Below are 11,651 nucleotides of genomic sequence, written 5' to 3' on the forward strand. Positions count from 1 at the left end.
GCCGTCAGCACGGGAGAGGGATGCTCAGCGGTGCATGCCGTTGGAGGTCAGCAGCGCCCGCCACGTCGACGCGTACGCCACGCCGCTGGCCGGCAGCCCGTGCCGGCTCTGCCACGTCTTGAGGTGGGCGGTCGTGATGGTGCCGAAGTAGCCAGTGGTGGGCGAGACGCCGACCGCCTTCTGCAGGGTCGTCACGGCCGGTCCCGTCATGCCGGCACGCAGCACCATGCCCGAGCGGGGCACGAGCTCCTTGAGCAGGGTGCTGGCCCCGGTCGGAGCCTTGACAGCGGGGTACGAGGCGCAGCGACGGGGGTTGTAGGCGGCCACCCCGGGCGACCAGTTGAGGTCGGCCGGGCGGCACGGGCCCCAGTCCACCGGCGCAACGGCCTTGGTCCAGAAGGAGGTCCGGCCCTGGGCGCCCTCCCACGAGAGGCTGAAGTGGATGTGGTTGCGGTGGCACGCGGTGTCGTAGGCGGTCGACGGCGTCGTCGCGCAGGTGCTGTAGGGGCGCCAGCCCTCGGAGGAGCGGTAGGAGCTCCAGATCTTGTTGTCCCAGATCAGGTACATCACCCCCAGGCGCCGGGCGTTGGCGTAGCGGTTGCCCGCCTTGTCGGTCGCGAGCAGCCAGCTGATCAGCGCGTTCGCCTGGGCGTGCTGGGTGGCGTTGCGCACGGAGAAGAACGAGTCGATGGCGCGGCCGTCGAAGTGCTCCGAGTTCGGCGCCGTGGCGGCGGTGCAGGAGGTCGCGAGGCCGTAGGTGTTGTGGTAGGTCGCCTGGACGAGCTTGGCGAGCTTGACGGTGCCCGCGCGGTTGACCACGTCGCACCCCGTCTGGGGCACGTAGGGCGAGAGGCCCTCGAGGCCGCTGGGCAGACCTGTGGGCGTGGCCGGAACAGGCACGGTCGCCGCGGTGGCGGTCGGGGCCACCGACGGCAGCAGGGCCAGTGAGGCGAGGACGGAGAGCAAGAGGCCGAGGCTGCGAAGGCGTCGGGACAGCTGGTGGCTCATGGGGACTTCCAGACAGAGGTTGCGTGGTCGACGGCGCCGTCGGGCGCGCCGGATGACGCGTCGATTGAAACCTTTTGTCTGGTTTCACCGCAGCAACTTGGCAGAAATCAGGTCAAACGCCACCGCGGCGTATGCCGTCAGGCCGGCCCAGCGGTCCCACTGGCCTCGCCTGCCCCACCGGCCCCAACGGCGTCAGCCGACTCGGTCGCCGGCACCGTCCAGGCGGCTCAGCCCGCGGTCCCGGCCCCGCCCTCGGTCGGCGGGATGGGCTCAGGACGGGTTGCGGGAGCGCCGGCGTCGGTTGCGCAGGTCCACGACGCTGGCGGCGAGCGCCACGGCCACGAGGATGGCAGCGACGCGGAGTGCGGCTGCCGGGTCGAGGCCGCGTCCGGCCGCCAGACCCGAGTAGAGGACCGAGCCGATGAGCGCGATGCCCGCTGCGGTGCCGATGCGCTGGCCCGTCTGCAGCAACCCGCCGGCGGTGCCCGCCCGTTCCACCGGGACGCCGGCCACGGTCAGCGTGACGTTGGGCGAGATGACGAACCCGCTGCCGATGCCGGCGACGAGCAGCGGTCCGGCCAGCCACCAGCCGACGCTCGGGCCGTGCTCTGTGGTGAGCACCACGTCGACCGCGATGAGGCCGACGAGGACGACGGCCAGCCCTGCCGTCACGAGCGCCCGCTCGAAGCGGTCGACGAGGCGCCCGCCTAGTGCCGACGAGACCGCCGACCCGGCGGCGAAGGGGGTCACGGCGAGGCCCGCGAGCAGGGGGGAGTAGCCGAGCTCCTCCTGGAAGAAGATCGTCAGCACGAAGAAGATGCCGGTGAAGCCACCGAAGTAGATGGTGCCGACGGCTGCGCCGGAGGAGTAGCCCGGCACGGTGAAGAGGGCGAGGTCCACGACGGGCGTGCGCCCCCGACGCGTGTAGGTGCGTTCCCAGACGAGGAAGACGACGAGGAAGCCGGCGCCCACGACCGCCACCCACCACGGCACGGTGGAGCCGCCGCGTCCCGACTCGACGATCGGCAGCAGGATGCCGAGCACGCCGAGACCGAGCAGCACCACGCCGACCGGGTCGACGTCGATCCGCCGCGAGCGGTCCCGTTCGGGAGGCGCCGGTAGCCAGCGCATGGCCAGCACGACGGCGGCCACGGCGACCGGCAGGTTGACGAAGAAGATCCATCGCCAGCCGGTCTGCTCGCCCAGTCCGTTGAGGATGAGGCCGCCGACGACGGGTCCGACGGCGGTGGAGATGCCGATGGTCGCGCCCAGCAGGCCGAAGGCGCGCCCGCGTTCGGGCCCGCGGAACATCTGCTGGATCAGACCCGAGACCTGCGGGTTGAGGATGCCGCCCGCAGCGCCCTGCACGAGGCGCGCCACGACGAGCAGGGCGCTGCTCGGGGCAAGGCCGCAGGCCAGGCTGGAGACGCCGAAGAGGACGACTCCGACGACGAAGACAGTCCGGCGCCCGAGCGCGTCGCCGATGCGACCGGAGGGGACGAGCGTCAGCCCGAAGGTCAGCGCGTAGCCCGAGACGACCCACTGCAGGTCGCTCGGGGTCGCCCCCAGGCCCTTCTGGATCGAGGGCAGGGCGACGTTGACGATGCTGACGTCGAGCAGGGTCATGAAGCCCGCCACGAGGCACACCCACAGCGCCTTCCAGCGGCGCGGGTCGGGTTCGTGGCCGCTGCCCGCGCCGGGCGGTGCCGGGGAGGCAGGAGCAGGGGCGGCGGCCCGGTCGGTGGACGGGTTCTGCTCGTTCACGATCCCAGTGCCCCGATGGTCGCGTCGTCGCGCCTGCCGCCGTAGAAGCGGTCGAGCACCCGGGCGAAGGGCTGCGCCTCCTCCTCGTCGTCGGCGGCCCGCTCGAAGAGGGTCATCGACGACCGGAGCTTGGTGGCGTCGATGGACCCGAGGACCTCGACCGGGTCGCTCGTCCCGAGGGAGAGCAGTGCCTCGGCGCACTCGCGCAACCGGGGTCCGAGGACGGGGTGGCGCAGGTAGGCCCGGGCCTCGGGGAGGCCCGAGACGGCATACGTCCGCGACATCTCGCTGCGCCCGAGCCCGGCCACCTGGGGGAGCACGAACCAGATCCAGTGGCCGCGTTTGCAGCCGGCTCGCAGCTCGGCGAGTGCGGCGGCGTACGTGCCGCCGGCGTCCTGGGCGCGGACGAACCGCTCGAGGTCGGGGGAGTGCGAGGTCATGGGCCAGACGTACCCGTCCGGGCGTCGGTCGGTTCCTTCTGCCAGGGCCAGCGACCGGTGATCTCGAGCTCGAGGGAGAAGCTGAGGAAGGTCCGGATCAGCACGATGATCGCGAGCACCAGCACGCTGGACAGGGTCGGGGTCACCGCCACGGTGCGGATGATGTCGGCCGCGACGAGCAGCTCCAGTCCGAGCAGGATCGTGCGCCCCAGCTGCTGGCGAAACCGACGATAGGTGTCCGGAAGGTGTGCGCGGGCGTTCTGCACGGCACGCACGGCCGCCACGACGGCGCCGATGACCAGGACGGCCACCCCGGCCGAGTCGATGGCCTTGCCGGCCAGCTCGATCGCTTCGCTGAAGTCCACGTCGCTCCTTCCCCCGCTCGTCGGTCTCTCCACGACGAGATACCCACCGAGGCCCGTGTGGCAAGGGTCGCTGTCCGGGCTACGGTGGGAATCCCGACCGGAGAGGACGTCCTCGTGCCCAAGCCACCCCTGCCGACAGCCATCGCCGACGAGCTCGCCAAGCCCTGGCACGCGACCATCAGCACCGTGCGTCCGGACGGGCAGCCGGTGTCGGTGCCGACCTGGTACCTCTACGAGGACGGCAGGGTCCTCGTCAACATGGACGCCGGCCGCAAGCGGCTCGAGCACCTGAGCGCCAACCCGCGGGTCAGCCTCAGCGCCATCGACCCCGACGACTGGATCACCCACGTCAGCATCCTCGGCCACGTCGCCGAGCTGGTCGACGACACCGACCTCCGCGACATCGACCGGGTCGCCACGCACTACACGGGCAAGCCGTATGCCGTCCGCGACCGGCCGCGCGTGAGCGCGTGGGTCGACATCGACCGGTGGCACGCGTGGGGGCGCCTGAAGGCCGTCCGGTGAAGGTCTACCTGTCCTTCGACTTCGAAGGCGTCGCGGGGGTCGTCGACTGGGCGCAGTGCCGGGAGGGGACGGCGGCCTACGACACCGGTTGCGCCCTCACGCTCGGGGAGGTGAACGCGGCGATCGCCGGGGCCGTCCGTGCCGGCGCGACCGAGGTGGTCGTCAACGACGCGCACGGCCAGATGCGCAACCTCGACCCGGACCGGCTGGCACACGACGCCACCTACGTCGCCGGTCGGCACAAGCCGCTCTACATGATGGAGGGGCTCGACGACTCGTTCGACGTCGCCTTCTTCATCGGCTACCACGGGTCGATCTCCGGCGAGTCCTCGACGCTGTCGCACACCTACAACCCGGAGGTGTTCTCGGCCGCGCGGCTCGGCGACACGGAGGTGGGGGAGAGCGGCATCAACGCCCTCGTGGCCGACCACTTCGGCGTGCCGATCGGCCTGGTCACCGGCGACGAGGTGACGATCCGGGAGACGGCGCCCTTCGCGCCGGACGCCGAGACGGTCGTCACCAAGGCTTCGATCACCCGGTTCGCCGCCACCAACCTGCACCCGCGCCTGGCTCGGGAGCGCATCGATGAGGCCGCGGCGGAGGCGGTCCGGCGGACGGGGGCCGAGGGGCTGCGTCCACCGCAGCTCGGTAGGCCCGTGCGGCTCGATCTCGACGTGCAGACGGCCGACATGGCGGAGGTCGGCAGCTGGGCCAAGGGTGCCGAGCGGGTGGGCACGCGGACCATCCGGATCGAGTCGGACGACGCGCTCGCGGCCTTCCGCTCGTTCGTTGCCGTCAACTACATCACCCGGCAGGCCGGGGGCCGCTGAGCGGCAAGGTGAGGAGCGGTGCGGCTCTGCGCGGACCGGCTGACGTGCCAAGGGGATCCGGACGTGACCACGCGGCCGCCCTCGTCACCGGCGCCCGGACCGAGGTCGATGACGTGGTCGCACTGTGCCACCACCGACATGTCGTGCTCGACGACCACGACCGTGCTTCCGCCGTCGACCAGCCCCTGCAGCTGGCGCATCAGCACCTCGACGTCGGCCGGGTGGAGTCCGGTCGTCGGCTCGTCGAGCAGGTAGACCGTTCCCTTGCGCTGTGTCCGCTGCAGCTCGGTGGCGAGCTTGATCCGCTGGGCCTCGCCGCCGGACAGCTCGGTCGCGGGCTGGCCGAGCCCGAGGTAGCCGAGCCCGACCTCGGCGAGGGTGCGCAGGCTGCGCGCCACGGCGTTCTCATCGGCGAAGACGTCCTTCGCCTCGTCGACACTGAGGGCGAGCACGTCGGCGATGGACAGTCCGCGCCACCTCACCTCGAGCGTGTCGTCGTTGTAGCGCGCTCCGTTGCAGCTCGGGCACACGCGGTAGCTCCCCGGCAGGAAGAGCAGCTCGACCGACACGAACCCCTCACCCTGACAGGTCTCGCAGCGTCCGCCCTTGACGTTGAAGGAGAACCGCCCGACACCGTAGCCCCGCCCCTTCGCCTCGTCGGTGGCCGCGAACAGCCTTCGCACCGCGTCGAACAGGCCGGTGTAGGTGGCGAGGTTGGATCGGGGCGTCCGTCCGATCGGGCGCTGGTCGACCACCACGGCGCGGTGCACCTGCTCCGTGCCCCTCGTGCGCGGGAGGTCGGTGCGTATGCCGCTGGGCGCGTCGTCCTCGTCCGCGGCCTCCCTTGCGGGCTCGGTCCCGGGCTCTGTGGGTGAGCCCTGCCCCGGATGGACGTGGAGCACCTCGCCGAGCACGGCGAGCACCGTCGACTTGCCCGACCCCGACACCCCGGTGACCGCTGTCAGCACGCCGAGCGGGATCGTGATGTCGGTCCCGTGGAGGTTGTGGCGCTCGATGCCGTGGAGGGTCAGCTCCCCGTGGGGAACTCGCCGCGGTCGCGGCTCGGGTCGCTCGGCCGTGCCCAGGACGTAGCCGGCCGTGACCGACTCCTCGGCATCCGCGACGGCGGCCACCGGTCCGGAGTGCAGCAGGCGCCCACCGGCCTCGCCGGCACCCGGTCCCACGTCGACGAGCCAGTCGGCGTGACGCATCACGTCCAGGGAGTGCTCGACTGCGAGGACCGAGTTCCCTTCGGCCACCAGCCTGTTCAACACGGCTAGCAGCGGCTCACGATCTGCTGGATGCAGCCCAGCGGACGGTTCGTCGAGGACGTAGACGACACCGAAGAGCCCAGATCGCAGCTGGGTGGCGAGCCGGAGCCGCTGCAGCTCCCCGGACGACAGGGAGGGCGTCTGCCGGTCGAGGGAGAGGTAGCCGAGGCCCATCTCGACGAGCACGTCGATCCGGGCCACGAGGTCCGGTGCCAGGGTGGCGCTGACGTCGCCCTCCTCGACTCCGCCGAGCACCCGCTGCACGAGGTCACGGACCGCGGTGAGCGGCATACGCCACCATCGGTCGATGGGCAGGTCGGCGACCGTCACGGAGAGCGGCTCGGGTCGTAGCCGGCGGCCGTCGCAGGACGGGCAGGGAAGCGTCTCGACGAACTCAAGGGCGCGTCGGCGCGCGGTCGCGCTCTTCGACTCCGAGAGCGTGCGCAGGACGAGCCGCGCGGCGCTGACGTACTGGCCCTGGTAGGGACGCTGGATGCGACCGGGCTCACGCTCCGGGTGGACGGTGACGACGGGCTCCTCGTCGGTGAAGAGGATCCACTCGCGGTCCGCGGCCGGCAGCTCGCACCAGGGCCGGTCGATGTCGTGTCCGAGGGTGTCGAGGATGTCGCGCAGGTTCTTGCCGAGCCAGGCGCCCGGCCACGAGGCGACCGCCTTCTGCCGGATCGACAGTGACGGGTCGGGAACCATCAGCGACTCGGCTGGGTGGTGGACGTGCCCCAGCCCGTGGCACGTCGGGCACGCGCCGGCGACGGTGTTGGGGGAGAAGGAGTCGGAGTCGAGCCGCGGTGCTCCGGCCGGGTAGGTCCCGGCGCGGGAGAAGAGCATGCGCAGGGTGTTGGAGAGCGTCGTGACCGTGCCGACGCTGGAGCGGGTGCTGGTGCCCGAGCGGCGCTGCTGCAGGGCCACGGCGGGCGGCAGCCCGGTGATCGACTCCACCTTCGGTGATTCGACCTGGTTGATCAGGCGGCGCGCGTACGGTGCCACGGACTCGAGGAAGCGGCGTTGGGACTCCGCATAGACGGTCCCGAACACGAGCGACGACTTGCCCGAGCCGGAGACGCCGGTGACGACCACGAGGCGGTCGCGAGGCACGTCGACGTCCACGTGCCGCAGGTTGTGCAGGTGGGCCCCGCGCACCCGGATCAGGCCGTCGTCGCCGGGGCGGTCGGCCGGGGTGCGCACGCGCCCACGGTACGCGTACCCGCTCGTGCGGTGGACAGCAGGAGGTCCACGCCACCGCCGGCCCGGCGCGGACGTCCTGGGTGTGACGGCCTCCCCAGCCGCCGCTGAGCGTCGGCGGATCGCTCAGAGGGTGAACTTGTTGAGCGTGAAGACGGTGGGTGCTCCGGTGTAGGCGACCTCGAAGCCGTACTCGACCTCGCCGAGGACCTGGGATGAGCGCAGCCAGCCCTTGTTGACGGCCCACTGCAGCACGTGGGCGATGTCGACGCTGCCCGTGTTGGTGACCTGGTCGCGGATGAACCACAGTCCGGTGCCGGCGCTGTTGCGGTAGGCGTGGTAAGCGACCCCGTCGATGGTGACCTGGACGCCGCCGTACTGCTTGAACCAGTACTGCCAGTTCATGGTCCAGTTGTTCCAGATCATGACCTCGGTGCCGTAGTTGTCGAGCCACAGGTCGTAGGCGGCGTTCCACTGCTTGCCCGAGGCAGGGACGGTGCCGCCGCCTGCGGGGGTGGTCACGTCGAAGGTCGAGGGCAGCGTGCTCAGCCCGCTGAGGGGGTAGCTGACGTGGGTCTGGGTGTCGGCGTAGGTCTTGACGCTGTCGTCGGAGCCGGTGCCGGGCTGGTTCGAGGTGATGGACCACTGCTGCCAGGAGCAGGCCGAGATGGTCTGCGGTCCGGCGGCGCTGTTCCACATGTTGTTGTTCACCAGATGGCCCGAGTCGGTCCACGACCCGTTCGGCGCGGAGCTGGTCCACTTCGTCGAGCACGCGCTGGACGTCGGCGTCGTCGCGGCGGTCGCCGTCACCGTGGCGGGCGACGGGCCGGTGGTGGTGGTCGGTGCCGGCGCGGCAGCGGTCACCGTCCGCGTGACCGTCTGGGTCACCGTGCGCGTCACCGTGACGGGCGGAGGCAAGGGCACCGAACAGCTCACGTTGAACGACTGGGAGGTCGCGGTCCTCGTGACCGCGGGATTGGTGGTGCACGTGGCAACCACTCCCGTCGTAGCGGCGTAGGCCACGCCGCCACCAACCAGCAGCACGGCGGCGACCCCACCGACCGCGGTCTTCCGTCCGATCCTCACCATCGATGCCTCCCCGTTCACCCGTTGTAGCCCCTGCGAGGGGACTCGGTGGCGTACCTCGTGCAAGTGGAGCGAGACGTCGCACGATCCGGTCGTCGCCGCTCGAGAGGAGTCCACCACACTCGAGCCCGGTCCGCTCGTCGAGCGGTGGTCGGCCGGCGACCACGCGATTCGCGAGGTGCTGACGGCGGCGCGGCTGTGACGATCCACGGCTGGAGCGGATGCCGGCACCTTCCAGCGCCGATTCCCTAGCATTGGAGCGGCTCCGTCACGAGTAGGAGCCGCGTACGCGGACGGGGGAGGCTGTGGACCGACGGATGGCGGCCGCGACCGCGGCTGGACTGCTCGTCCTGCTGGCGGCGGGATGCGGTCAGACCTCGGGGCTGGCGCCGGCGCCGACCGGCGGCTCAGAGACATGCCCCGCGTCCGGTCCCGTGATGGCGTCGCAGCTGGCGCGGCTCGCTCGCTGCGACCTCTCCGGCATGGAGATCGTCCTCGACGTCGGGAGGGCCGAGGGCGTGGGGGGCGCCGTGCAGAACCGGGACGAATGCAGCCACACCGGGGAGGGGCCGAGCATCGTGGTCTGCACCTTTGCCGCGCCCGTGGGCACTGGCGGCTTCGTCGGGGACGGGGCCGAACGGGTGTACTTCGGGACGGAGGAGGCCATCGCCCGCGTCAAGGCGACCTCGGCCGACTGAGAGTCAGCACCTCGCCCCCGTGGGTACGGGAAGCACATGACGTGGGTGGGTGCCACGACCTGGACCGAGACCGCCCTGCTCGGCCTGGCGTTCGTGCTGTCGGCGGTCATCGGCCTGGAGCGGCACCGGCGGTTCAAGAGCGCAGGTCTGCGGACGCACACGCTCGTCGGCGTGGGCTCGGCGGTCTTCACGCTCGTGTCCGCGTACGGGTTCACGGATGTCGCCGGCCGGGGTGCAGCAGTCGACCCGTCGCGGATCGCGGCTCAGATCGTGTCGGGCATCGGCTTTCTCGGAGCCGGAGTCATCTTCGTGCGCCGAGGAAGCGTGTCCGGACTGACCACCGCGGCGTCGATCTGGTTGACCGCCGCGGTCGGGATGGCCTGTGGGGCAGGTATGCCAGCACTCGCCGTCATGGCCACCGGCTGCCACCTGCTCACGGTCACCGTGCTGGCGAAGCTGGGCAGGCGGATGCAGGCAGACCCCGTCAGCACGACGCTCGTCCTGCGCTACACGGCAGGACAAGGTGCGCTGCCGGTCGCCCTGGGCCTGGCTGCCGAACACGGCGTCACCGCGACCGTCCTCGACGCGAAGACCTCGCGGCAGGATGGTGCCGAGACGACGGTGCGCGCGACGGTGCAGCTCGAGGCGAGCCCTCAACTCGTCAGTGACCTGGTCGAGGAGATCACAGACCTGGCGAGCGTCCAGTCCCTGCGCGTCCTGAGCGACGAAGGACGACCGGAGTGACAGGGCTGCATGCAGAACCGCCCCGACGGCGCATGCGTCGGGGGCGGTCCAGTGCTGCCGCCTCGCTTCGTCAGATGTCACTGAGCCCTCAAGCCTTGGATTTGGCTCGCTGGCGTCACCTCGGCCTCCGATGTGGCGGAGGGCGCAAGAGACGCCAGCGGCTTGGCGCGATCCCTCTCATCCCTCCGGTCCCTCCGCGTGGAGCTCGCGGGTGGGGTCCGCGCGGATCCGCGGATAACAGCGCATGGCTCGTCGGAGGCTGCCGGGGTCAAGGGGTGGGGTCGAAGAGCTCCGGTCTCCACGCCCGTCGAGGCGCGACCCAACCTTGAGCCGACGTGCCGTCGCTGTGGACACCCTTGTGCCGCCTGATGAAGGCGGGAACCTCACGACAAGCCACCGAAGATCGCTACCACTGCTGAAGGAGAAGATCATTTGATACCGAGACACCTGCTGCAGGGCGCCCTCGCCGGCGCCGCCGGGACCGCCGCGCTCAACGCGGCTACGTACATCGACATGGCGGTGCGGGCCCGGCCGGCCAGCTCGACGCCGGAGCGCACCGTAGAACGCGGAGCCGAACTGCTGGGCCTGTCCATGCCAGCGGACGAGGAGCAGAAGAACGCCCGGGAGTCCGGGCTGGGCGCGCTGCTCGGGATCGTCACGGGCGTCGGTGTGGGCGCAGCGCTCGGTGCCGTACGGGGGATCACCGGGCGCCCGCACAGCAGTCTCGGCACCGTGAGCGCCGCCTGGGCCCTGGCCATGCTCGCGGGCAACGCTCCCATGACCGTGCTCGGCGTCAGCGACCCGCGCAGCTGGCGAGCAGTCGACTGGATCGCCGATGTCCTGCCCCACCTGGCCTACGCGGGGGTAGCCGCCACCGCCCTCGACGCGATACAACGCAGGCCCTGAACTGGGACCCGTCGGTCTCCGGAACTACCCATGGCGATCCCTCCTAGGACGAGCCGTGCTGCTCAGGTTTTCCGGCGTGCATCACCAGCCGAGGCGCCCCGACGCCAGCTGCTTTGTGAGGCCACAGCAAAACGTAGGGCGCCTAGGGCAGCAGGTGGGCCGCGAGGCCGCGCTCGATGAAGGCGCTGAACTCCTCAGGGCTCCACCCCGCCTTGGTGACGAGCCTCTCGTAAAACGTGGAGTAGAGCATGAGCACATCACGCGCCTGCGCAGCGGTCACGTCCTCACGCAAGTATCCCCGGTCGACGAGGTATGCCGCGTTGTGTTCCATGCGCGCGGCTCGCTCGCCCTCGATGCCGGCGTAGAGCGAGGCAGCCTCCGGATCGACGTAGGCCGCGCTCTCGATGAGCCGGTAGACGGGGTCGCCCACGGCGCCGACTTCGGCCGCGAGGCGTGCCCAGTTCCGGAGGATGGAGCGCGCGTCGGTAGCGGAGCGAGAGCCGGCGTCGCTCCGGAGCTCGGCATGGGTCGTGCCCGAGCCGGCGAGCGACCGGTCCCAGACCGCCTTCAGGAGTCCCGCCTTGGTGCCGAACCACTTGTAGATGCTCTCGACGGAGACCTCGGCCTCCGCTGCCACCTCGGCGACGGTCGTGGCGGTGAAGCCGCGGGCGAGGAAGCGGGTCCGTGCCACCTCGACCACGGCCTCGCGGCGTGCGGCCGCACGGGCCCGCCGGGCCGTCGAGTCGTAGCGGCGGCGGGAATCACCGGCTGTCGATCGCTTGACGGGTGGCGGCATGAGGAGGACCCTTTCAAT

General features: G+C 71.2%; 13 protein-coding genes. 6 read left to right on the plus strand and 7 right to left on the minus strand.

Annotated features, from left to right (window positions below):
• Positions 1 to 24 precede the first annotated feature (24 nt).
• The 4 genes from ABD194_RS16620 to ABD194_RS16635 form a co-directional block, all read right to left on the minus strand.
• A complete protein-coding gene (locus ABD194_RS16620; RefSeq protein ID WP_343993367.1) occupies positions 25 to 1,008 on the minus strand; it encodes a peptidoglycan-binding domain-containing protein in 984 nt (327 codons plus the stop codon).
• 270 nt (positions 1,009 to 1,278) lie between these two features.
• Positions 1,279 to 2,772 (minus strand): MFS transporter, encoded by a 1,494-nt coding sequence (locus ABD194_RS16625; RefSeq protein ID WP_343993369.1) that lies wholly within the window; start codon positions 2,770 to 2,772, stop codon positions 1,279 to 1,281.
• The gene (locus tag ABD194_RS16630) at positions 2,769 to 3,212 is read right to left on the minus strand and encodes a DUF1810 domain-containing protein (RefSeq protein ID WP_343993371.1); all 444 of its coding nucleotides are present in this window, start codon (positions 3,210 to 3,212) and stop codon (positions 2,769 to 2,771) included. The genes ABD194_RS16625 and ABD194_RS16630 overlap by 4 nt, the downstream gene beginning before the upstream one ends.
• Complete coding sequence (locus tag ABD194_RS16635; RefSeq protein WP_343993373.1) at positions 3,209 to 3,577, minus strand: DUF1622 domain-containing protein; 369 nt, start codon at positions 3,575 to 3,577, stop codon at positions 3,209 to 3,211. Before ABD194_RS16635 ends, ABD194_RS16630 begins: the two co-directional genes overlap by 4 nt.
• Positions 3,578 to 3,691: 114 nt before the next feature.
• Here ABD194_RS16635 and ABD194_RS16640 point away from each other — a divergent pair, with 114 nt between their 5' ends.
• Both ABD194_RS16640 and ABD194_RS16645 read left to right on the plus strand, forming a co-directional pair.
• Positions 3,692 to 4,102 carry a TIGR03618 family F420-dependent PPOX class oxidoreductase gene (locus ABD194_RS16640; protein ID WP_343993375.1) on the plus strand — a complete coding sequence of 137 codons (411 nt, stop codon included), beginning with the start codon at positions 3,692 to 3,694 and terminating at the stop codon, positions 4,100 to 4,102.
• A complete protein-coding gene (locus tag ABD194_RS16645) occupies positions 4,099 to 4,932 on the plus strand; it encodes a M55 family metallopeptidase (protein WP_343993377.1) in 834 nt (277 codons plus the stop codon). Before ABD194_RS16640 ends, ABD194_RS16645 begins: the two co-directional genes overlap by 4 nt.
• On the opposite strand, the gene ABD194_RS16650 is transcribed toward ABD194_RS16645, so the two are convergent.
• A complete protein-coding gene (locus ABD194_RS16650; protein ID WP_343993379.1) occupies positions 4,902 to 7,406 on the minus strand; it encodes an excinuclease ABC subunit UvrA in 2,505 nt (834 codons plus the stop codon). The genes ABD194_RS16645 and ABD194_RS16650 overlap by 31 nt on opposite strands.
• A gap of 123 nt (positions 7,407 to 7,529) precedes the next feature.
• Positions 7,530 to 8,114 (minus strand): glycoside hydrolase family 12 protein, encoded by a 585-nt coding sequence (locus tag ABD194_RS16655; protein WP_343993381.1) that lies wholly within the window; start codon positions 8,112 to 8,114, stop codon positions 7,530 to 7,532.
• Here ABD194_RS16655 and ABD194_RS16660 point away from each other — a divergent pair.
• From ABD194_RS16660 to ABD194_RS16675, 4 genes are all read left to right on the plus strand, one after another.
• Positions 8,107 to 8,421 carry a hypothetical protein gene (locus tag ABD194_RS16660; RefSeq protein WP_343993383.1) on the plus strand — a complete coding sequence of 105 codons (315 nt, stop codon included), beginning with the start codon at positions 8,107 to 8,109 and terminating at the stop codon, positions 8,419 to 8,421. The genes ABD194_RS16655 and ABD194_RS16660 overlap by 8 nt on opposite strands.
• A gap of 505 nt (positions 8,422 to 8,926) precedes the next feature.
• The gene (locus ABD194_RS16665; RefSeq protein ID WP_343993385.1) at positions 8,927 to 9,187 is read left to right on the plus strand and encodes a hypothetical protein; all 261 of its coding nucleotides are present in this window, start codon (positions 8,927 to 8,929) and stop codon (positions 9,185 to 9,187) included.
• Between the two features lie 36 nt (positions 9,188 to 9,223).
• Positions 9,224 to 9,931, plus strand: a complete 708-nt coding sequence (locus ABD194_RS16670) for an MgtC/SapB family protein (RefSeq protein ID WP_343993387.1) — start codon at positions 9,224 to 9,226, stop codon at positions 9,929 to 9,931.
• A gap of 432 nt (positions 9,932 to 10,363) precedes the next feature.
• On the plus strand, positions 10,364 to 10,837 hold the full coding sequence (locus ABD194_RS16675; RefSeq protein ID WP_343993389.1) for a hypothetical protein: 474 nt from the start codon (positions 10,364 to 10,366) through the stop codon (positions 10,835 to 10,837).
• Positions 10,838 to 10,979: 142 nt separating this feature from the next.
• Here ABD194_RS16675 and ABD194_RS16680 read toward each other — a convergent pair whose 3' ends face one another.
• Entirely contained in the window at positions 10,980 to 11,633 is a 654-nt protein-coding gene (locus ABD194_RS16680; RefSeq protein WP_343993391.1) for a TetR family transcriptional regulator, read from the minus strand.
• Between the last annotated feature and the right edge of the window lie 18 nt (positions 11,634 to 11,651).

Origin of the sequence: Terrabacter terrae, from assembly GCF_039529575.1 — a bacterium.
Classification (GTDB): domain Bacteria; phylum Actinomycetota; class Actinomycetes; order Actinomycetales; family Dermatophilaceae; genus Terrabacter; species Terrabacter terrae.